Here is a 19731-nt window from a genome sequence, read left to right on the forward strand (position 1 = left end):
ATGGAACCAGCAAGGTCCATGCCAGTTAGTAACTCTATGATTTTATTGTCATATGTCCGATGATCGAATTTTCCCTCTTGTAAAGTGCATGCACTTGCCCATTCGTTGGGCGCCGTCATGCCTGTTAAGTCATCACGTGCGGAACTGGATGCCGGCATTGTTAACGACGCTGTGCGTCGGTCCGGTCTCTGCCGCGAACCGGCCGTCCGCTTCGGTGCACGCAGGCGGGACCGCCTTCCAAGCCTCATTTGCCCCCGATGAGCCAGGCATCACGGTCGTGTCGCGGCGTCGGGCCCGCGTCTCGATCGCATTGCGACCAAGCCGATAGCCAAACTGGTTGAGATTGGCCTTGCCGACGGCAATGGCTGCCTCGAGCAGGTGGGCGACGGTCGCATCCTCCTCCGGTTGGTAGGCATGACCGGGGCGAGCGGCGATGGTCGGCATGTCGCCTGTGTCGATCTGTCCTTGACGGCGAAGGGGAAGGGGAGAGCGGCTTGACCTCTGGATTGGAAGGGCCAAGTTTCGCCGCTTCATCCAGTAACGCCTGCTTGTCCGCCAGTTTCTAAAAAACGCCTGGATCGGCGATGGACCCGATGCGGGCCGGCACCGTTTCGATTGTCTCGGAAGCCGGCCCTCCCGCAGCATCTGCCGCGTGCAGGGAGCCGATGTCCAATGCACGTTTGTCGGTCATGCCAGTTCCGCTTGCAGTATCTTAACCGGCCGGTCCCATTGGATCAGCACGACGCACCCCGTGTCGCTCCAGACGGAATGCTCGGTGCCTTCCTTGTTGATAATGAGGCTGCCCGGACCGTAGTCGCCGGCTTCGTCCGACTGCGTGCCTTCGATCACCACGATCGTTTCAAGACCCATATGCCGGTGGCGCGGGACGGATGCGCCAGCCTCGTATTTCAAAAGCGCAACGCCCGGCTGGTCGCCTTCAAAGGGCTGAATCCAGTGGATCGTCACCTCCTCACGGAAGGGTTCGAACGGCAGTGCCTTCCAGCCGCCGGATGTCAGGCTTTCGCGGGTCGTTTCAGGCATGGGCTATTCCCTCCACAATGGCACTGACCGAAGCCACCCAGCCGACGATTGCGCCCTGGGCAGTGATCATCGCGATGGCGGCACGTTTGAACTCCGGAAAATAGCTTTCCGTGGCCTCCTCGGCGAGCAGGCATTCATAGCCGCGGTCATTGGCCTCGCGCATGGTGGTCTGGACGCAGACCTCCGTCGTCACGCCGGCAAAGACGAGCTGCTCGATGCCGCGGTCCTTCAAGATGTCGCCGAGCGGCGTGGCATAGAAGGCGCCCTTGCCGGGTTTCTCGATGACGACCTCACCGTCTATCGGTGCGAGGTCGGGCAGGATGGCGGTGCCGGGCTCGCCGGCGATCAGCACCCGGCCCATCGGCCCCTCGTCGCCGATCCGGAGCACCGGGCTGCCGCGATTGCGCTTGGCCGGCGGCAGGTCGGAGAGATCGGGCCGGTGGCATTCCATCGTGTGGATCACCGGCAGGCCGGCGCTGCGAAACCCGTCGATCAGGCGTTTCACATCCGGCACGATCCTGGCGATCCGGCTGACGTCGTTGCCGAGGCTTTCGCCGAAGCCGCCTCGTTCGGCGAAATCGCGCTGCATGTCGATGACAATCAGCGCGAGCTTGTCCCGCTTCAGCGGAAAGGGGAACGGTTCTGCCTTGACCTCCGCCATCAGTGATGTCCTGCCATATGGGCGCCGATGACGGAAATATCGGCCGAGAGCGCCGGCGTTTCATAGACCAGCTTGCCGTCCGACATCACCATGATGCGGTCCGACATTTCGAGTAGCTCGTCGAGATCCTCCGAGAGAAGCAGAACGGCGGTACCGGCGTTGCGCGCCTTCATGATGCGGGCGCGGATTTCGGCGACGGCGGAGAAGTCCAGGCCGAAACAAGGGTTTGAGACGATGAGCAGATCGACATCGCCGGTCAGTTCGCGGGCAAGCACCGCGCGTTGGACGTTGCCGCCGGAGAGTGAGGCGATCGGTGAGGAGTGGGACGCCGTCTTCACCTTGAAATCCGAGATCAGCGAGACTGCGCGCTTGCGCATCGATTTCATGTCAAGCCAGAGGGCATCGCCGCCCTGCTTCCTGACGTCGAAGGTGCGGAAAGCCAGGTTTTCCGTCACTGTCATTTTGGGCGCACAGGCGTTGTTCAGCGGCTCCTCCGGAATGAACCGGACGTTGTTGATCCGCGTTTCCTGCCGCGTGGCGCCGTAGACCGAGCCTTTCACGGTAATGCTGCCGGCTTCCGGCGGGCGCTGGCCTGCCAGAACTTCGGCGAGCTCCTTCTGGCCGTTACCGGAAATGCCGGCGATGCCGACGATCTCGCCGGCGCGGACGGTCAGGTTGCCGATATCGATCATCTTCAGGCCGGTGCGATCCGGTGCCTTGATGCCGCTGACAACGAGGATCGGCCTGGCATCGGCGGGAACCGGCAGGCGGGTGTCGAGTTCGGCGAGCTTAACGTCGCCGATCATCATCGCCGCCATGTCCTTGGTGGAAAGATCCTTCACCAGTCCGCTGCCGGCCATCTTGCCGCGCCGCAGAACGGTGACGGCGTCGGTGAATTTCGTCACTTCATGGAACTTGTGGCTGATCATCAGCACAGTCAGTTCGCCGCGCTCCGTCATGCCGCGCACGAGGCTGAGCATCTCGTCGGCTTCGGCCGGGGTCAGCACTGAGGTCGGTTCGTCGAGGATGAGGAAGCTGCGGCCGAGATAGAGCTGCTTGACGATTTCGAGTTTCTGCTTTTCGCCCGCTGCAAGCTCGCTGACCGGCCGGTCGAGCGGAATCTTGAACGGCATGCGTTCCATGAAGCCGGCAAGGTCCTTGCGCTCCTTCGCCCAGTTGATGACGGCCGGCACATGTGCGCGGTTGATGACGAGGTTTTCAGCCCCTGTCAGCGACGGCACCAGCGTGAACTGCTGGTAGACCATGCCAAGCCCATAGGTTGCGGCATCTTTGGGCGACTGAACAGACACCTCATGGCCGTCGACCGATAGCGAGCCGGAGGTCTGGTGGTAGAAGCCCATGATGCACTTGACCAGCGTCGATTTGCCCGCACCGTTTTCGCCGAGCAGCGCATGGAAGGTGCCGGCCGGAATGTCGATCGAGATATTGTCGAGCGCCGTGAAGCTACCGAAGCGCATGGTCATGCCGATCGTCTGGATGCCGACGGCCTTGCCGGCCCTGGGCAGGGGCGTGTCGCGGATCTGGATCATGGCAATAGCCTCACGAGCTTTTCGGAATTCGACACGGCGCCGAAGACGCCGCCCTGCATCTTCACCATCTTGATCGCTGCCAGATGATTGCCGTAGTCGGTGGCGCCGCAGCAATCCTCAAGCAGCAGGCATTCAAAGCCGCGGTCGTTCGCCTCACGCATGGTGGTGTGGACGCAGACATCGGTGGTGATGCCGGTAAGGATGATGTTTTCGATGCGCTTCTGGTTGAGGATCAGTTCGAGATCGGTGGCACAGAAGGATCCCTTGCCGGGCTTGTCGATGATCACTTCGCCTTCGATTGGATAGAGCTCTGGTATGATATCCCAGCCGGGTTCGCCGCGGGTCAGGATGCGGCCGCACGGTCCCGCATCGCCTATGCCGGCGCCGATGCGCTGCGAGCGCCAGCGCTTGTTGGCGGGCAGGTCGGCGAGGTCCGGCCGGTGGCCTTCGCGGGTGTGGACGACGTGGTAGCCTTTGGAACGCATGGCCGACAGCACCGCCTTGATCGGCTCGATCGGCGCACGCACGAGCGACAGGTCGTAACCCATGTGATCGACATAGCCGCCGGGGCCGCAGAAATCCGTCTGCATGTCGATGATAATGAGAGCCGTGTTGTCGGGCCGGAGCGCACCGTTGTAGGGCCAGGGGTAGGGGTCGGCAGCGATATAGGTCAGTTTTTCGCCTGTAGGGACTGTGGTAGCGGCAAGAGCTGTCATGGCCGGATATCCTATTTCGTGATCGACAGGGCGCCGGGTGCACCCGCGAGCGAGCGCGTGGGCGACGAGGTGGCGACGAGAATGACGAGGGTGAGCACATAAGGTGCCGCGTAGAACAGATAATAGCCTTGCGTGACGCCGACCGACTGCAGAGCGGGGCCGAGCGCGCCAGCGCCGCCGAAGAGCAGGGCGGCAAGAAAGCAGCCGATAGGATTCCATCGCGCAAAGATGACAAGGGCTACAGCCATCAGGCCCTGGCCGGAGGAAATGCCCTCGTTCCACGAGCCGGGATAGTAGAGCGAGAGATAAGCGCCCCCGACCGCGGCAAGCGAACCGCCGACCGCCGTTGCCAGCAGACGCACCGTATCCGGATTGAGCCCCATAGCGCGGGCTGCATCGGAGCTATCGCCGACGACGCGGAGAATGAGGCCGATGCGTGTGTTCTTGAACGCCCACCACAAGGCGACCGCCAGAAGCGCGCCGATGATGAACAGCACGTTGATGTTCAGCGCCGACTGGATCTGCGGCAAATCCGACCAGCCGCCGAGCGCGATGGACGGCAGGTGCGGCGCGACGGGCTGGATGAAGGGCTTGCCGAGGAAGAAGGCAAGGCCGAGACCAAACTGCATCATGGCGATGCCGATGGCGATGTCGTTGACCTTCGGGAACTTGCAGATCCAGCCGTGGATGAGCCCGAAGACGGCGCCGGTCGCCATGGCGGCGAGAACGCCGAGCCAGGGCGACCCGCTCATGACGGCGATCGCGTAGGCCGTCATGGCACCGAAGACCAGGGTACCTTCAAGTCCGAGATTGATGCGGCCGGAACGTTCGGTGATCGATTCCCCGAGGCTGACGAAGATGAAGGGGGTGGAGACGCGGATGGCGCCTGCGAAGATGGCGAGCGGGACGCCCCAGATGCCGATGCCTTCCATCATGCGCTCCTTTTCCAGAGATCCGGGTTGAAGATTTTGAAACGGCCGTAAAAGGTCTCGCAGAACAGGATGACGACGAACAATGTGCCCTGAAGCACCAGAACCGTCGCATCGGGAAGTCCCATGCGCCGCTGGATCAGTCCGCCGGAGGCATCGATGCCGCCGAGCAGGATGGCGACGGGAATGATCGCCAGCGGATTGTGCCGGGCGAGGAAGGCGACGAGGATGCCGGTGTAGCCGTAGCCCGCGGCAAGCGAGGCATTGGCGCTGCCCTGAACGGCCGCCACTTCTACCATGCCTGCGAGCCCGGCAAAGCTTCCGGCAAGCGCGGTGAAACCAACGATCAGCCGGCCGACCGGCAGGCCCTGGATTTGCGCTGCGCGGACATTGCCGCCGGCGATGCGGGCGGCAAAGCCAAAGCTGGTCGCCTCGATCAGAATCCACGAAACGATGCAGGCGACGATGCCGATCACCAGCCCCCAGTTGACATCCATGCCCGGGATGCTGCCGAGCATATAGTCAGCGGGAAGGGGGGCGGTCGATGGCTTGTTCAGGCTGGCGGGATCGCGCAGCGGCCCCTCGATGAAATGGTTCATCAGTGCGATGGCGATATAGGCCATCAGGAGGGAGGCGATGGTTTCGTTGACGCCGCGATAGTGGCGCAGGACGCCGACCATTCCGATCCAGAGACCACCCATGATCATGCCGGCGATCGCCATAACGGGAAGCACGATGATGGGGGAGACCAAGCCTGTCAGCGGCAGCGCGGCAGCGGCGGCTGCGACACCGCCAAGCACCACCGCACCTTCACCGCCGATGATCACAAGGCCGAGCCTGGCGGGCAGCGCGACGCAAAGCGCGGTGAGCAGCAGCGGGGCTGCACGGCTGAGGCTGTTCTGGATGGAAAACCAGCTACCGAAGCCACCGGTATACATCAGCTTGAAAAGGTCGATCGGCGATTTGCCGACCACCATGATGAATATGGAAAAGAGCGCCAAGCCGGCAAGGATCGCCCCCAGCGAGATCGCCACGGATTCCGCCCGCCGTGCCAGCCACTCAAGCACAGAGCTGAAGCTTCGGGCATCGGCAGATACCGGAGAAAGCGTCGGCGTGTTCACCTCGATCGTCATGGCGCTCTTCCTTTCGATCAGGATGTCGAGCCGACGACGCCTTCGACGAGATAGGCCATGCTTTCCAGCTCGATCGCGTCTTCCGCAAGCGTCTGCCCGGCCGCGACGGCATCGCCGCCCTTGTTGTCCTTGATCGGCCCCTTGAAGACGGAGAAGCTGCCGGCCATCATGTCAGCGAGCGTTGCGTCAAACGTCTTGCGGGCTTCCTCCGATACGCCGGGTCCGAGCGGGCTCATCTTGACGAAGCCGTCCTTCAGTCCGCCGCGCACGAAGTTGCCGAGCGGGGTGCCGGCTTGCGCCTCGGTCACGAATTTCGTGTAGACATTGCCCCAGGCCCATTCGGCGCCCGTCAGGTATTTGTCAGGCGCCAGCGGGCTCTGGTTGGCGTGGTAGCCGCAGACGAAGGCGCCGCGACCGGCGGCAGTCTCGACAACGACCTTCGGGCTATCGACATGGCAGGTGATGACGTCGGCACCCTGGTCGATGAGCGCGTTGGTCGCTTCGGCCTCCTTGACGGCCAGCGACCATTCGCCGGTGAAGATGACCTGGCAGGTAATGGCCGGATCGACCGAACGGGCACCGAGGAGGAAGGAGTTGATGTTCTGCAGGACCTGTGGGATCGGCTTGGCGGCGACGAAGCCGATCTTCTTGCTCTTGGAGGCATAACCGGCGGTAATACCGTTCAGATACTGGCCTTGGCCGATATAGCCGAAATAGGAACCCGTGTTCATCGGGTTCTTGCCCTCCTGCCAGAGGCCGCCGCAGTGACGGAATTGCACGTCAGGATATTTCTCGGCCATCGCCAGCATATGGGGGTCAAAGTAGCCGAAGGATGTCGGGAAAACGAGGCTGGCGCCATCAAGATTGATCATCGATTCCATTGTCTTTTGAACGTCGACCGTCTCGGGCACGTTTTCTTCCTCGACAACGGTCACGCCGGACATTGCCTTGATGACGGCAGCGCCCTCAGCATGCGCCTGGTTGTAACCGTAGTCATCCTTGGGGCCGACATAGATGAAGCCGACGGTCAGGGCTGCCTGCGCTGCGGCGGGCGTTGAAAAGAGCGAAGGTGCAAAACCGATGGCGGCGGCGCCGGAGACGGTCGTTTGCAGGAAGGTGCGGCGATTCATGGGAAGGAGTTTGGTCATGGCGGGCTCCTTGCGGCGTGGGTAGCCGGGTTCGAAAAGGTCACAGGACACTGCGTGCAATGAGTGTGCCAATCGATAAGGGATTGTTTTCAAACGATTTCGTTGACGGACTGAAATTCGCGCAGCGTAAACTGTATGCAATGTTCTAGAGTGTTGATTGTTTTTTAAGCAAAGAAGAAAATTTGACCATAGATTTGAGGCTTGATTGTCGTCCGGTGGCGGGACTTTCGCAGACAGGCAGATGTACGTAAAAATAATCATGCAAAATCAATTAATTAATGTGCGCATTGACAATGATAGTCACGCATTGCATCTGTATGCAGTGCAAATTCAACCAGATTCGACCCGTGAAACTCGCCAGAAAAAAACAAGTCATCCGGTCAGGAACAACCGTCGAGCAGATGGTTCGGGCGATCGCCGACATGATCATCACAGGCGCCATGCAGCCGGGCGAGCGGCTGGACGAGATTTCGCTGGCCAATCGTTTCGAGGTGTCGCGAACGCCCGTGCGGGAGGCGCTGAGCCAACTCTGCGCCATCGGCCTCGTCGAGCGTGAACCCAACAAGAGCGCCGTCGTCACCACCGTGACACAGCAACATCTGGCCTCGATGTTCGAGGCAATGGCGGAGCTTGAGGGGATCTGTGCACGCCTGTCGGCCGAACGCATGACGGTGGACGAACGCAGAATGCTGGAGGCCGAGCACAAGGCATCGGCGCGGCTTGTCCATCGCGGTGCGCAGGACGAGTATGAGTCCCACAATATTGAGTTCCACACTCGTCTCTACCGAGGCGCACACAACGACCACATATTCGAACTGGTAACGCAAACCCGCGCCCGACTTGCCCCGTTTCGCCGCGCTCAATTCCGGCTTCCCGGTCGTCTTTTGCGGTCCTATGAAGAGCACGATGCCATCGTCATGGCCATTTTGCGGGCAGATGCCGTGAATGCAAGCCGCGCGGCCTACGCCCATGTTGCCACTGTTAGTGACGCCAGTATTGTTTTTGCACGCGATGTAGAATCTGCCCAGTGATCCAGTGATCCAGTGATCCAGTGATCGCCGAATTTTGCCTTGGGTGGAGATGGCTGTCGTAGTTTCATTATGACCGTCGGAGCGGATCTGGCTTCGGTCTTAAGCTTGCCGAAGCCGGTGCATCTGGCTTCGACTGAGGCCGAGCAGCGCGATATAATTCGTTCTGCGACATGGTGATCAAACAGGACATCACGGCTCCGAACGCTCATGGTCTCCACCAGGCTGAGGGTCGTCATCCTTGCTCCCAACGTTGACGTTGACCAGCGCATCGAGAGGCGAGAGTGTCGCATCTCTAACTGGCCCAACTGTCGCATTACTAAATAGCCCCTACAGGCTCAAGTCACATAAGATAGATTATGGAACAAATATGCGTGGGAACTGAACCAATTGCCCGAGCTCAGCCCGGTCCTGCCGCTTGACCTCACCCGGTCCCAAGGCTTAAGCGATACCAGTCTCAACCGTCAGCGAAAGACCGGACCCGATGAGCGATTTGCGCATTCTTTCAGATGCTTTCATTCCTGAACTGCCAGGACGCTACAATGGCAAGGTCCGCGAAAACTATGATCTGCCCGATGGCAACCGGATCATCATAGCAACGGACCGGCTGAGCGCCTTCGATGTCATCCTGACCGCGATTCCGTTCAAGGGCCAGGTGCTGACCCAGACAGCCCGTTACTGGTTCGAGGAAACTGCCGACATCTGCCCGAACCATGTGGTGTCCTATCCGGACCCCAATGTCGTCATCGGCACCCGGCTCGATATCCTGCCGGTCGAGATTGTCGTGCGCGGTTATCTCGCCGGCACCACCAGCACGTCGATCCTGACCAAATACAGGAATGGCGAGCGCGACATGTACGGCATCCGTCTGCCGGGCGGAATGAAGGACAATGAAAAGTTGCCGCAGCCGATCATCACGCCAACCAGCAAGGCCTTTGACGGCGGCCATGACGAACCGCTTTCAGCCGATGAGATCCTGTCGCAGAAGCTTTTGACAGCGCAACAATGGCAAACGGTTTCCCGCTATGCTCTGGCGCTGTTCGCTCGCGGCCAAGAGCGCGCCGCCGAGCGCGGCCTTATTCTCGTCGATACAAAATATGAATTCGGCACCGACAAGGATGGCCGCATCGTTCTCGCCGACGAGATCCACACACCCGACAGCAGCCGCTACTGGATTGCCGAAAGCTATGCGCAGAGCTTTGCTTCGGGCGCGCGTCCAAAGAGTTTCGACAAGGATTTCGTCCGTGCCTGGGTGACCGAGCGCTGCGATCCTTATAAGGACCCGATCCCGGAAATTCCCGCCGATCTGGTCGAACAGACATCCAAGGTCTATATCGAGGCCTTTGAAACGATTACCGGACAACGTTTCGTCGCGGATCTGTCCGGCGCCACTGTTCTCGACCGCATCCGGGCAAATCTTCAACCGTATTTCAGCTGAACACCTTGAGCTGACCGACCCGCCTCAGCCGGCCGTGTCAGCCTCGCCACTCGCATCGAATTCCAGCCGCATACCGTCATAGGCCGGTTCGATGTGATCGGCCGTCTCGTTGAGCACCGTCTCGTAGTCGAGCGGCGTGTGCATATGGGTGAGCACCGCGCGCTTCGGTGAAAAGCGTGCGATCCAGCCGAGCGATTGCTCCAGCGACAGATGGCTCGGATGGAATGTGTATTGCAACGTGTCGATCACCAGCATGTCCAGCCCGGCAAGCTTGCCGATGGTCTCCTGCGGAAAATCGCTGACATCGCTGCAATAGGCAAAATCGCCGATGCGAAAACCCAGCGACATGATGCTGCCGTGGTGCTGAAGCACGGGTTGGAACACGATCGTGCCGCCGGCACCGGTGATGGCAATCGGCGTGAGCGACGGATCGATGATCCGCGGCTCGACGATCGGCGGATAGCTGCTGCCTTCCGGTGTTTCCATACAGTAGCGAAATCCTTCGCGGATACGCTCCATCGTCAGCGCATCTGCCCAGATCGGAATGCGTCTGCCGGTGTATTGAACGTAGCCGCGCAGATCGTCGATGCCGTGAATATGGTCGGCATGCGGATGCGAATAGAACACGGCGTCGATATTCTTGACCTTTGCCGCGATCATCTGCGCGCGAAAATCAGGTCCGGTATCGATGACGACGGTGGTCGTGCCGCCGTCGTCGCCGGTCTGCTCGATCAGCAAGGCGGCGCGGGTGCGGCGGTTTTTCGGATTTTTCGGATCGCAGGCGCCCCAGTCGCCATTGATGCGCGGCACGCCGGGAGACGAGCCGCAGCCGAGAATGGTGAAGACCCGCCTCACCGCCATTTCACAGTCTCGGCATTTTAGAAAAGACGCGGAAAGCATTGTCTGTGGTGATCGCGGCGATTTCTTCCGCTGAAACGCCGATCGTTTCCGCCAGAACCTGCGCCGTGTGCGCCACATAGGCCGGTTCGTTGCGCTTTCCCCGGAACGGTTTGGGCGCCAGATACGGCGCGTCCGTCTCGACGATCATCCGGTCGTGCGGCACGGTCCTGGCGATTTCGCGCAGTTCCTCCGATTTCGGAAAAGTCAGGATGCCGGAAAACGAGACATAGCCGCCGAGTTCGACGCCAATTCTTGCCAGTTCCGGGCCGGACGAGAAACAATGGAGAAGGAATGGGAAGGCCCCCTTCCCCGTTTCCTCGGTCAGGATATCGGCCATGTCCTGATCGGCCGAACGGCTGTGGATCACCAGCGGCAGCTGGGTTTGCCGGGCAGCCGCGATATGGCGGCGCAGGCCGATCGCCTGGGCATCGCGCGGCGCGTTGTCGTAGAAATAATCGAGCCCGGCCTCGCCGATCGCCACCACCTTCGGATGCGCCGACAGCCGCACCAGATCGTCGGTTTCGATATCCAGCTCCTCGTCGGCATTGTGCGGATGCGTGCCGACGGAGCAGAAGACGTTGGCGTAATTTTCCGCAATCTTGAGGATCGTGTCGAACTTCTTCACGCGCGTCGAGATGGTGATCATCTGGCCGACGCCGGCCGCACGCGCACGCTCGATGATCGCGTCACGTTCGGCGTCGAAATCCGGAAAGTCCAGGTGGCAATGGGTGTCGATCAGCATCGCGGGCCGTCCTCAAGCTTCCGGCGCAACGTAACGCGGGAAAACCGGTTTTGGGGCTTCCAGCGCCGTTCCAGCAACCAGACGTCCGGCTTGGCCGAGAGACGAAAAATCGCGCTTGTCAGCAGGCACGGCCACGAGGTCGAGCAGCTTTCCAGCCGATTCCGGCATGAAGGGCTGCAGCAGAATGGCGACCTGGCGCACGACATCCGCGGTCACATAGAGCACAGTCGCCATGCGTGCGGGATCGGTCTTCTTCAGCGCCCAGGGTTCCTGGCTGGCAAAGTAGCGGTCGGTCTCGGAAACGACGGCGATGATCGAGGCGAGCGCCCGGTGGATCATCAGTGCGTTCATGTCGTCGCTGGTTAAGGCATGCAGCGCATCGGCCGCAGCCAGCATCGCTTTGTCCTCCTCGCTCAGCGCGCCGCATTCGGGGATCTGCCCGTCGCAGTTCTTGACGATCATCGATAGCGAGCGGCTGGCCAGATTGCCGATGCCGTTGGCGAGATCGGAATTGATACGGGTGGCAATTCCCTCCTCGCTATAGCTGCCGTCCTGGCCGAAGGAGACTTCGCGCAGGAAGAAATAGCGGATCGGATCGAGACCGAAATGCGCAACCAGGTTGACCGGATCGACGACGTTGCCGAGCGACTTCGACATCTTCTCGCCCTTGTTGAGCAGGAAGCCATGCGCAAAGACCTTCTTGGGCAGCGGCAGACCGGCCGACATCAGGAAGGCTGGCCAATAGACAGCATGGAAGCGGATGATGTCCTTGCCGATCATGTGGATGTTGGCCGGCCAGAATTTGGCGCGCGGTCCTTCCGGATCGGTGAGATAGCCGGTCGCGGTGATATAGTTGGTCAGCGCATCGACCCAGACATACATGACGTGGCTTGGGTCGTTGGGGACAGGAATGCCCCAGTCGAACGTCGTGCGCGACATCGACAGGTCGCGCAGACCGGATTTCACGAAGGAAATCACCTCGTTGCGACGCTCGGCCGGGCCGATGAAGTCGGGATTATCCTCGTAGTGCTGGAGCAGCCTGTCCTGATAGGCCGAGAGCTTGAAGAAGTAGCTGGCTTCCTCCACCCATTCGACCGGCGTCCCTTGAGGCCCGTAGCGCACGCCGTCGGCGCGCACTTCCGTTTCGCCTTCCTGATAATAGGCCTCGTCGCGCACCGAGTACCAGCCGGAATAGCTGTCCTTGTAAAGGTCACCCGCCTCGCCCATGCGGTTCCAGATATTCTTGACTGCTACGTGATGGCGCGGTTCCGTCGTGCGGATGAAATCGTCGTTGGAGGCATTGAGCAGTACGGCCATGCTCTGGAACTCTGCCGAATTGCGGTCGGCCAGTTCCTGCGGGCTGATGCCTTCCGCGCGCGCCGTCTGCTGCATCTTCTGGCCGTGTTCGTCGGTTCCCGTCAGGAACAGGACTTCCCGCCCTTCCAGCCGCTGGTAGCGCGCCATCGCATCGGTCGCAATCAGCTCGTAGGCATGACCGATATGCGGCTTGCCGTTCGGATAGGAGATCGCGGTGGTGATGTAGAATGGGGACGTGTCGGTCATGATCGGGTTTCGGCCTGTCTCTGATCTTTGGGTGTCTGGCTCTTAGCGCATCCGATGACGGGATGAAACAGGCGGCACCAGAAAAGGCGCACTTCACATCGTCCTGATAACCTCGTCCGCGGTGGCCGCTGTCGACTTTATGCGGCCGCTTTCACATCGTCGAGAATGGCAAGAATCGTCTGTTTGCGATCGAGATTGTAGGCCTGCGCGACGGAGAGGCGTTCGGTAATTCCGGCAGAAAGCCGGGCGTACCGGTCAGCCGTGCCGATATCGCCCCTGCGCGCGGCCTCCCTCGCCTGCGTCATGATATGCGAGGTCACGAGCGCTGAGAAGAAATCGAAAATGGTCTCGCTGTCCTTGCCCGCCAGCACGTCGGCCAGCTTGTGCATGTCCCGGCGAATGCCCGGCTCCTGTCCGCTCAGGATCGTCTCGAAAGCCGCCTTGATATCAAGGCCGCCATAGTTGATCAGTTTCAAGGCCTCCGAGACGCTGCCCTGTGCCGAGGCCAGCACTTTTTGACCATCCGGCCCGGATAGATCGAGGCCAAGATTGTTCATCGCGTCGCGCAATGCTTCCGCAGCCAGCGGTTTCAGCTGCAGCGGCAGGCACCGCGAGCGGATGGTCGGCAAAAGCTTGCCCGGCGCGTGGGTCAGCACCAGGAACAGCGAGCGCTTCGGCGGTTCCTCAAGAATCTTCAGGATGGCGTTGGCAGCGTTGCGGTTGAGATCGTCGGCCGGATCGATGATGACGATGCGCCAATTGCCGGTTCCGGATGTTTGCGAAAAGAACTTGCCCGCCCGGCGCACCTCGTCGACCGTGATGGCGCTTTTGACCTTGCCGGTCTTTTCATCGACCGGCCGCGTCAGGTGCAAAAGGTTATGCGAGGCACCCGATGCGATCTGCCGGCTGACGATCGAGCCCGGATCGGGATCGGCGAGCATATCCGGCGCCTGCGCGGGGTCCGGATGCGTCAGCACATGATTGGCAAAGCGGAAGGCGAGCGTCGCCTTGCCGATTCCCGCCGGCCCTTCGATCAGGATGGCGTGATGCCCCTTGCCTGAGCGGTAGCTCTGCGCCAAAAAATGCTCGGCATCGGCATGACCGAAGAGCCGCATGTTTTCCGCCGGCGAGATGGCGCCGTCCAGAACGTCAAACCTGTCCGTGCTCATTGTGCCGCTTCCGTATCCGGTCCGCCGCCTGATCGGGGCAGTAGCGATTCGACGATTGAAAGCACCCGGGCAGCAATATCGCTGGCGGATGCGGCCGCGTCGACCACATGGCAGCGGCCGGGTTCGCGCGCCGCAATATCCAAAAATGCCTCGCGGCGCTTTTCGTGGGTTTCGAGCTCTTCCTTCTCGAAGCGGTCGAGCTCGGCCTCCTGGCCTGCTGCGGCTTCCGCGGCATTTGCCCGCCGCCTGACCCGCTCCAGCCCGAGTGCGGCAGGCAGATCGAAGACGATCGTGCAATCGGGGACGACAGCGTTGACCGCGACCCGTTCCAGCGCTTCGATGAACGGCGCTTCCAGATTGCCGGTGACACCCTGATAGACGCGGGAGGAGTCCATGAAACGATCGCAGATGACAACCGAACCCTTCAAAAGGGCGGGCCGGATGATCTCCTCGACATGGTCGCTGCGGGCCGCCGCAAACAGGATTGCCTCCATGCGCACGCCGAATTCCTGGGCTGCTCCGGATAAAAGCACATGCCGCACCGCTTCGGCGCCTGGCGAGCCGCCCGGTTCACGCGTGGTCAGCACCGTGCAGCCGCGTTCGCGCAGGGCATCGGCAAGCAGGCGCACCTGGGTGGATTTCCCCGCCCCCTCGCCGCCTTCGAATGTTACAAACAAGCCTTTTCCGACTGACACTCTTATTTCCCGTATGCCTTTTTCCGTGGCTCCGCATGTGCCGGACGCCTGCATGTGTCGCGCGATCCAGGCGACACAAATGTGTTTAGCCACCCAAACTTTGTTTAACTGCCAGATTTGGTTTAGCTGATTGTGTTGGCGCGCGAAACCGCTGGCGGCGCCATTTCCTCAAAGCCAGAAGAACAGCAGTTCCTGGAGTGCGTCGGTGGCACGGCTGGTCAGCGTCCCCTCGCCCACGGCGGCTGCGGTTTCGACCGGCACCTCGCGCAACAGCCGCTCGCCGTTCCAGATTCTCAGCGTGCCTGCCTTTACGCCCGCCTTGACCGGCGGCACCAGCGGCCAGCGATAGATCACCTTGGCAGAAAGCCGGTCCGGGTTGTTGACCGGCACGAGAACATCGACCGGGTCACGCGTGACCAGTGGGACATGCGAGACGGCGCCGCCATAAATGCTGGCCTCGCCAAGGGTATCGCCAGCCTCGAACAGCCGCTTCTTTTCAAATGCAGCCATCGACCAGTCGAGGATCCTGCGCGTCTCCTCGACGCGCTCCTTGTCGCTGGCAAGGCCGCCAAGGGCGAGGAAAACGCGTCGTCCGTCCCTTTGCATGGTCGCAACCATGCCATAGCCGAACCCCTCGGCAAATCCGGTGGCAAATCCATCAACGCCGATATTGGCCGACATCAGCGGCGTTCGGTTGCGCTGCAGGATCTTGTTCCATTCGAATTCGGCCTGGGAATAATATTTGAAGAAGTCGGGATAGCTTGTCTGGATATGCTGGGCAAGCAATGCCATGTCCCGCATCGATGTCTTGTTTTCAGGATCAGGTAGCCCGGTCGCATTGCGAAAGACCGAAGCGGAGAGCCCGAGTTCACGGGCGCGTTCTGTCATCCGTTTGGCAAAGGCCTCCTCGCTGCCCGCCATGCCTTCGGCCAGGATGATGCAGCCATCATTGGCAAGCTGAACAGTGACACCCTGGATGAGATCGACGACACGGACACGCGATTTCAACGCTGCAAACATTGTCGATGTTCCGGACGGCGCGCCGCCGGTTCGCCACGCATGCTCAGACACGGGAAATTCGGTATCAAGCGTCAGTTCTTTTTTTTGGATCGCATCGAAGACAACTTCCATGGTCATCAGCTTGGCGAGCGACGCCGGTGGAATGGCCGTATTTTCATCCTTGGCGAACAGAACCGTGCCTGTCTCGGCATCGATCAGGTAGACCTGCTTCGCCTTGGTTTCAAAGGCCTGCGCCTGCACGGCCAGGGGGGCGCAGACCGCCAAAACAATAGCAATGAAAACCGAGACCAGCCGTATATGCATTCCAAACTCCGGTGCCTTCTCCGGGAATAGCAGCCGGTCCGCTGGTGATCAATCGGCAAGGATCGGGATTAGCGCACGGCACCCTTGCGTTTGGCATATTCGACGATCGAATTCGGCGTCAGCGGGTTCTGATCGACGAGAATGGCATCGAAAGCGGTCTTGGAATCGCTGACGCGGGCTTCGACGTAAGCTGCGGCATAGGCCATGTTGCCATCGGGCGTCAGAGCCGGACGCTCCCGCGGGATCGGGCCGATTTCGGGCAGCATCGCAAAAGCGTCGAGCGCGGCCGACGAAGCGTGCGGTGTCGCGGTTTCGGCAAGGGCCGTGACCGGCACGCCCATTTCCATGTTCGATTTGGATGGGATCGTCAGCGTGCCGAGATTGCCGGCCTGTTTGCGCAGAGGCTCGTTCGAGGCGACCATGACACCGGTTGCAATCTGGCCTTCGGGGAATGCGTTCGGGGTGCGATCGCCCTTCTTGACATAGGACGCCATCAGATAGGGCATGTCGTTGCCCTCCAGCGGCGCCTTGCCGATATATTGGACACGAACCTGGGCACTGCCCTTGCGCTTCATGTCGAGAAATTCGGCGGTTTTGGACGAGACGTCGATGATGCGGCCATATTCATAGGGACCGCGATCATTGACCCGGACCACGACGGAGGAGCCGTTCTCAAGGTTGGTGACGCGGGCATAGCTTGGCAGCGGGAATGTCGGATGGGCTGCCGACAGGTGGTACTTATCGTAGACTTCGCCGTTCGCCGTCAGGCGGCCGTGAAAGGCGGAACCGTACCAGGACGAAATGCCGGTCTTGTTGTAGCCGAAATCCTCTTTCGGCTGGTACCACTTGCCCTTGACCTGATAGGCCTTGCCGACCTGATAGCGGCCGCCGCCCTTGGGGATGTTTTTGCCATCGGCAACGCGCGGGCTGGCTTTGACGCCATAGATCGACTCGGCAAAATATTCCTTGCCGTGCGTCTTGTCCTTCTTGATGCTTCCCGTCGATCCGCAGGCCGTCAGCGCGGCGCAGAACATCGGGACGACGGCTATACGCAATCCCTTGAAGAAAAAAGCCGCAGTCTGATTGGAAGTCATGTGCCCCACATCGCCATTCGTAAAAGCCGCGCCCGGCACCCTCCCGCGCTTGCCCCCGCGAAGGTACCGGTGTCACGTAACGTAACAGTCGATTAATCATGACAACAACGTGGCGAAAATGCGAATGGTTAACCGTGCCGGAATGAAACAATTGGAATTATGGTTTACGAATAGTTAACGCACAAAGGCCGCCGTACCGCGGTAATAGTTCCGCTCAGGAATGAGAGTGCTCGATTATCCTGCCGATGACAAGTGAGCTTCTGACACTTAACACACATATTCGATGATGTGATAGCTGATCCCGACAATCGTGCCATCGACATCGCGAATAAACGTTGGAATATACTGTGGCTCGGGAGGCACACAGATGGCACCGGCTGCGTCCTGCTGGCCGGCGGCCACCAGCCCTTCCGGCACATACCCATCCGGCGTCTCAAGGGCTGCATCGGCGGGCGACGCAGCCGCGAAACCGAGCAGGAACACAATCGACAATCGTCTCAACATTGCCATCTCCGCCAAATCCGCCGAATAAGGGGGACAACAGCAAGACGGGTGTTTTGTTCCAGGGCCCTTCCCTCTGCTCTGCCGGCAGAGCCTGGAGTTCGCCCGGCGTGCAGCCCCATCGCTGGCAGCGCCGGCGTGCTGCGGAACCGGTTGACGTTCCCAATCGGCAAGCTATAAAGCGATCCGTGACAGGCTGATTTCCAAATCGTCGCCCGGGAAAACCACCGCCCCGCCGAACCGGTATCTCCGCAACGCCCGTCATCAGGAAGAGTGTCCGAGTGGTTTAAGGAACCGGTCTTGAAAACCGGCGTGCGGGAAACCGTACCGTGGGTTCGAATCCCACCTCTTCCGCCAAATTGCATTGATTTCATTGTATTATTTGTGATTTCAGGCCTTAAATAAGGCGGTTATCATAACGGAGTTGCGGCTGCCTTGGCCTGCTTCTTTTCCGACGCCTTGGCCTTCCCTTGCGCTTTGATCCGCTCAACGAGCATGTGGGCGATCGACAAAGACGTACTCTGCTCGCGTGCCCGATCCGCCACCGGCGCCGAAGGAGCCCTCGGCAAGGCGCAAATCCGCAGCATTTAGAACAAGACGGCCCCTCACTGCCTCTTTGCGCAATCCACTGGGCGTCATGCCACTCAAGGGGAACATAATTGGGATGATGCCTGCCAGGCGGATAGGCAAATCGGGGTCGATGTCGTTTGTCATGGCGCATATTGCCTGATTCTGCGGCCCTCGATGGATTTCCGACCAATAAAAAGCCCCGCTTTCGCGAGGCTTCATTTCGTTCGGTAATTTTAAGATCACGGCTGCTGGCTGTACCAGTCATCTACGTCGCGCTTCACGCGATCCTTCTCAATGCCATAGCGCTCCTGGATTTTGCCTTCGAGCTGATCCCGCTTCCCAGCAATCTGATCGAGGTCGTCGTCAGTGAGTTTGCCCCACTGCTCTTTGACGTTTCCCTTGAACTGTTTCCAGTTACCTTCAACACGATTCCAGTCCATTTTGGTTCTCCTTCCGTGAGTTGGTGCTGCAAGGGGAACGCGCGATAGAGGAATTTGTTCTGTAAAAAATGCCCCATGCCCGCGCGGAACAAGGAGCGGAGAACGTCGTTACCTGCATGTTCAAAGCAGATGGGATAAACGATGAACAACATAGAGGAATTCGATCTTGCAGAAAAACAGGCTCCGTCAGATGAAATTAAGATCAAGCCGCGAAAGCAACGTGGCGAACCGTACACTCTCGAACGATTCCGTCAGCATTATGGGTTGGGCACCAATGAGGCTCGAGACTTGTTCAGGCGCTTTGGCCCATCTTCGATCGAGTTAGACTTGCTAATGCAGGCAAAAGGCAGGTCACCAGAAAATTAGCCGGAACAATTTCGTCGATCGCACATTATGTCGGTATCGAAGCGATTGCCCCCTCGACGCTTCGATACATCGATGCAAGCCCCAAGGCATCGAACTAGAAGCCAGCCAGTCCTCCCCGGACAGCTGGCTTTTTTCTGAGCAGTGCTGGTGATGGAAGTTTTTCACTTGCCGGCAAGATCCCCTTCAAGYCGGTGGCAATGGAGCCGCCTCCCGTGGCCGAGTTGCCAAGCAGCGGTCGCCCGCGGCCGCTGGCTCAACCCTGAGGAACCAATGATTACGCTGCGCGTTTTGACAGGTTCAGATAAAAAGGAACCGGTCATGAATAACATCGTTTATATCGTCGGACTCGTCGTCATCGTCCTCGCAGTTTTGTCCTTCTTCGGGCTTCGTTGAGGCAGCGGCTGGCCCGTTTTTGGGCATCTGAGTGTGCTGGGCCTATCTTGGCCTAAACCAACGGCGTGCGATCATACCCAAAACAGCCGCGACTCCTACCATAACCGTGATGCCGGTAATCGCTGTCACAGAATTGGAGAACCGTCGCGGTGCGGATGTCTGTGTCGGAGACTGTAGGAGGGCCGAAACTCTCTCTCGGAGGTGGGCGACATAGGCGGTCAGCCGGCGAACTTCCTCAGCAGATGACAGGCCAACTGGGCCTTGGCTGGAGGGATTCGACTGAGCATAGTCGCTATCAAGCTTCCCGCTCTCTAATCCCGCGAAATATTCC

At 60.1% G+C, this 19731-nt stretch carries 22 protein-coding genes and 1 tRNA gene; 4 read left to right on the forward strand and 19 right to left on the reverse strand.

Going from position 1 to position 19731, the window contains the following annotated elements:
- Positions 1 to 132: 132 nt before the first annotated feature.
- From AC1D17_RS14690 to AC1D17_RS14730, 9 genes are all read right to left on the reverse strand, one after another.
- Positions 133 to 444, reverse strand: coding sequence for a hypothetical protein (locus AC1D17_RS14690; protein ID WP_477566131.1), 312 nt, complete (start codon positions 442 to 444; stop codon positions 133 to 135).
- Between the two features lie 118 nt (positions 445 to 562).
- Positions 563 to 691 (reverse strand): hypothetical protein, encoded by a 129-nt coding sequence (locus AC1D17_RS14695; protein ID WP_477566132.1) that lies wholly within the window; start codon positions 689 to 691, stop codon positions 563 to 565.
- Positions 688 to 1041 (reverse strand): cupin domain-containing protein, encoded by a 354-nt coding sequence (locus AC1D17_RS14700; RefSeq protein ID WP_264218767.1) that lies wholly within the window; start codon positions 1039 to 1041, stop codon positions 688 to 690. The genes AC1D17_RS14695 and AC1D17_RS14700 overlap by 4 nt, the downstream gene beginning before the upstream one ends.
- On the reverse strand, positions 1034 to 1702 hold the full coding sequence (locus AC1D17_RS14705) for a cysteine hydrolase family protein (RefSeq protein WP_477566133.1): 669 nt from the start codon (positions 1700 to 1702) through the stop codon (positions 1034 to 1036). The genes AC1D17_RS14700 and AC1D17_RS14705 overlap by 8 nt, the downstream gene beginning before the upstream one ends.
- The gene (locus AC1D17_RS14710; RefSeq protein ID WP_477566134.1) at positions 1702 to 3252 is read right to left on the reverse strand and encodes an ABC transporter ATP-binding protein; all 1551 of its coding nucleotides are present in this window, start codon (positions 3250 to 3252) and stop codon (positions 1702 to 1704) included. Before AC1D17_RS14710 ends, AC1D17_RS14705 begins: the two co-directional genes overlap by 1 nt.
- Complete coding sequence (gene biuH / locus AC1D17_RS14715; RefSeq protein WP_477566135.1) at positions 3249 to 3968, reverse strand: biuret amidohydrolase; 720 nt, start codon at positions 3966 to 3968, stop codon at positions 3249 to 3251. Before biuH ends, AC1D17_RS14710 begins: the two co-directional genes overlap by 4 nt.
- An 11-nt stretch (positions 3969 to 3979) precedes the next feature.
- The gene (locus AC1D17_RS14720) at positions 3980 to 4903 is read right to left on the reverse strand and encodes an ABC transporter permease (protein ID WP_477566136.1); all 924 of its coding nucleotides are present in this window, start codon (positions 4901 to 4903) and stop codon (positions 3980 to 3982) included.
- The gene (locus AC1D17_RS14725; RefSeq protein WP_477566137.1) at positions 4900 to 6030 is read right to left on the reverse strand and encodes an ABC transporter permease; all 1131 of its coding nucleotides are present in this window, start codon (positions 6028 to 6030) and stop codon (positions 4900 to 4902) included. The genes AC1D17_RS14720 and AC1D17_RS14725 overlap by 4 nt, the downstream gene beginning before the upstream one ends.
- A gap of 17 nt (positions 6031 to 6047) precedes the next feature.
- The gene (locus AC1D17_RS14730; protein ID WP_477566138.1) at positions 6048 to 7178 is read right to left on the reverse strand and encodes a BMP family ABC transporter substrate-binding protein; all 1131 of its coding nucleotides are present in this window, start codon (positions 7176 to 7178) and stop codon (positions 6048 to 6050) included.
- A gap of 317 nt (positions 7179 to 7495) precedes the next feature.
- Between AC1D17_RS14730 and AC1D17_RS14735 the strand changes: the two genes are divergently transcribed.
- Both AC1D17_RS14735 and AC1D17_RS14740 read left to right on the forward strand, forming a co-directional pair.
- Positions 7496 to 8209, forward strand: coding sequence for a GntR family transcriptional regulator (locus tag AC1D17_RS14735; RefSeq protein ID WP_477566139.1), 714 nt, complete (start codon positions 7496 to 7498; stop codon positions 8207 to 8209).
- A gap of 490 nt (positions 8210 to 8699) precedes the next feature.
- Positions 8700 to 9644 (forward strand): phosphoribosylaminoimidazolesuccinocarboxamide synthase, encoded by a 945-nt coding sequence (locus tag AC1D17_RS14740; RefSeq protein WP_477566172.1) that lies wholly within the window; start codon positions 8700 to 8702, stop codon positions 9642 to 9644.
- A gap of 24 nt (positions 9645 to 9668) precedes the next feature.
- On the opposite strand, the gene AC1D17_RS14745 is transcribed toward AC1D17_RS14740, so the two are convergent.
- From AC1D17_RS14745 to AC1D17_RS14780, 8 genes are all read right to left on the reverse strand, one after another.
- Positions 9669 to 10505, reverse strand: a complete 837-nt coding sequence (locus tag AC1D17_RS14745) for an MBL fold metallo-hydrolase (RefSeq protein ID WP_477566140.1) — start codon at positions 10503 to 10505, stop codon at positions 9669 to 9671.
- 1 nt (position 10506) lies between these two features.
- A complete protein-coding gene (locus tag AC1D17_RS14750) occupies positions 10507 to 11286 on the reverse strand; it encodes a TatD family hydrolase (RefSeq protein WP_477566141.1) in 780 nt (259 codons plus the stop codon).
- A gap of 12 nt (positions 11287 to 11298) precedes the next feature.
- On the reverse strand, positions 11299 to 12849 hold the full coding sequence (gene metG, locus AC1D17_RS14755) for a methionine--tRNA ligase (RefSeq protein WP_477566142.1): 1551 nt from the start codon (positions 12847 to 12849) through the stop codon (positions 11299 to 11301).
- A 137-nt stretch (positions 12850 to 12986) separates the two neighbouring features.
- On the reverse strand, positions 12987 to 14018 hold the full coding sequence (locus AC1D17_RS14760) for a DNA polymerase III subunit delta' (RefSeq protein WP_477566143.1): 1032 nt from the start codon (positions 14016 to 14018) through the stop codon (positions 12987 to 12989).
- Positions 14015 to 14713 carry a dTMP kinase gene (tmk, locus tag AC1D17_RS14765; RefSeq protein ID WP_477566144.1) on the reverse strand — a complete coding sequence of 233 codons (699 nt, stop codon included), beginning with the start codon at positions 14711 to 14713 and terminating at the stop codon, positions 14015 to 14017. Before tmk ends, AC1D17_RS14760 begins: the two co-directional genes overlap by 4 nt.
- Positions 14714 to 14881: 168 nt before the next feature.
- Complete coding sequence (locus AC1D17_RS14770) at positions 14882 to 16030, reverse strand: D-alanyl-D-alanine carboxypeptidase family protein (protein WP_477566173.1); 1149 nt, start codon at positions 16028 to 16030, stop codon at positions 14882 to 14884.
- 74 nt (positions 16031 to 16104) lie between these two features.
- Positions 16105 to 17130, reverse strand: a complete 1026-nt coding sequence (locus AC1D17_RS14775) for a septal ring lytic transglycosylase RlpA family protein (RefSeq protein ID WP_477566145.1) — start codon at positions 17128 to 17130, stop codon at positions 16105 to 16107.
- A 267-nt stretch (positions 17131 to 17397) separates the two neighbouring features.
- Positions 17398 to 17634, reverse strand: coding sequence for a hypothetical protein (locus AC1D17_RS14780; protein ID WP_477566146.1), 237 nt, complete (start codon positions 17632 to 17634; stop codon positions 17398 to 17400).
- A gap of 264 nt (positions 17635 to 17898) precedes the next feature.
- Here AC1D17_RS14780 and AC1D17_RS14785 point away from each other — a divergent pair.
- Positions 17899 to 17988 (forward strand) — tRNA-Ser (locus AC1D17_RS14785).
- A 129-nt stretch (positions 17989 to 18117) separates the two neighbouring features.
- Here the strand turns inward: AC1D17_RS14785 and AC1D17_RS14790 are convergent.
- A complete protein-coding gene (locus tag AC1D17_RS14790) occupies positions 18118 to 18345 on the reverse strand; it encodes a hypothetical protein (protein WP_477566147.1) in 228 nt (75 codons plus the stop codon).
- Positions 18346 to 18440: 95 nt separating this feature from the next.
- The gene (locus tag AC1D17_RS14795; protein WP_113246398.1) at positions 18441 to 18641 is read right to left on the reverse strand and encodes a CsbD family protein; all 201 of its coding nucleotides are present in this window, start codon (positions 18639 to 18641) and stop codon (positions 18441 to 18443) included.
- A gap of 141 nt (positions 18642 to 18782) precedes the next feature.
- Between AC1D17_RS14795 and AC1D17_RS14800 the strand changes: the two genes are divergently transcribed.
- On the forward strand, positions 18783 to 19007 hold the full coding sequence (locus tag AC1D17_RS14800; RefSeq protein WP_477566148.1) for a hypothetical protein: 225 nt from the start codon (positions 18783 to 18785) through the stop codon (positions 19005 to 19007).
- The last annotated feature ends 724 nt before the right edge of the window (positions 19008 to 19731 follow it).

The organism is Pararhizobium sp. P1_E7 (assembly GCF_056405855.1).

Excerpts from the sequence above, each read along its gene's own strand:
- AC1D17_RS14775 (WP_477566145.1), bottom strand. The coding sequence starts at position 17,130 with ATGACTTCCAATCAGACTGCGGCTTTTTTCTTCAAGGGATTGCGTATA.
- AC1D17_RS14720 (WP_477566136.1), bottom strand. The coding sequence starts at position 4,903 with ATGATGGAAGGCATCGGCATCTGGGGCGTCCCGCTCGCCATCTTCGCA.
- AC1D17_RS14730 (WP_477566138.1), bottom strand. The coding sequence starts at position 7,178 with ATGACCAAACTCCTTCCCATGAATCGCCGCACCTTCCTGCAAACGACC.
- AC1D17_RS14735 (WP_477566139.1), top strand. The coding sequence starts at position 7,496 with ATGCAGTGCAAATTCAACCAGATTCGACCCGTGAAACTCGCCAGAAAA.
- AC1D17_RS14780 (WP_477566146.1), bottom strand. The coding sequence starts at position 17,634 with ATGTTGAGACGATTGTCGATTGTGTTCCTGCTCGGTTTCGCGGCTGCG.
- AC1D17_RS14760 (WP_477566143.1), bottom strand. The coding sequence starts at position 14,018 with ATGAGCACGGACAGGTTTGACGTTCTGGACGGCGCCATCTCGCCGGCG.
- AC1D17_RS14725 (WP_477566137.1), bottom strand. The coding sequence starts at position 6,030 with ATGACGATCGAGGTGAACACGCCGACGCTTTCTCCGGTATCTGCCGAT.
- AC1D17_RS14705 (WP_477566133.1), bottom strand. The coding sequence starts at position 1,702 with ATGGCGGAGGTCAAGGCAGAACCGTTCCCCTTTCCGCTGAAGCGGGAC.
- AC1D17_RS14750 (WP_477566141.1), bottom strand. The coding sequence starts at position 11,286 with ATGCTGATCGACACCCATTGCCACCTGGACTTTCCGGATTTCGACGCC.
- AC1D17_RS14690 (WP_477566131.1), bottom strand. The coding sequence starts at position 444 with ATGCCGACCATCGCCGCTCGCCCCGGTCATGCCTACCAACCGGAGGAG.
- metG (WP_477566142.1), bottom strand. The coding sequence starts at position 12,849 with ATGACCGACACGTCCCCATTCTACATCACCACCGCGATCTCCTATCCG.
- AC1D17_RS14800 (WP_477566148.1), top strand. The coding sequence starts at position 18,783 with ATGAACAACATAGAGGAATTCGATCTTGCAGAAAAACAGGCTCCGTCA.
- biuH (WP_477566135.1), bottom strand. The coding sequence starts at position 3,968 with ATGACAGCTCTTGCCGCTACCACAGTCCCTACAGGCGAAAAACTGACC.
- AC1D17_RS14695 (WP_477566132.1), bottom strand. The coding sequence starts at position 691 with ATGACCGACAAACGTGCATTGGACATCGGCTCCCTGCACGCGGCAGAT.
- AC1D17_RS14700 (WP_264218767.1), bottom strand. The coding sequence starts at position 1,041 with ATGCCTGAAACGACCCGCGAAAGCCTGACATCCGGCGGCTGGAAGGCA.
- AC1D17_RS14790 (WP_477566147.1), bottom strand. The coding sequence starts at position 18,345 with ATGACAAACGACATCGACCCCGATTTGCCTATCCGCCTGGCAGGCATC.
- AC1D17_RS14795 (WP_113246398.1), bottom strand. The coding sequence starts at position 18,641 with ATGGACTGGAATCGTGTTGAAGGTAACTGGAAACAGTTCAAGGGAAAC.
- AC1D17_RS14710 (WP_477566134.1), bottom strand. The coding sequence starts at position 3,252 with ATGATCCAGATCCGCGACACGCCCCTGCCCAGGGCCGGCAAGGCCGTC.
- AC1D17_RS14745 (WP_477566140.1), bottom strand. The coding sequence starts at position 10,505 with ATGGCGGTGAGGCGGGTCTTCACCATTCTCGGCTGCGGCTCGTCTCCC.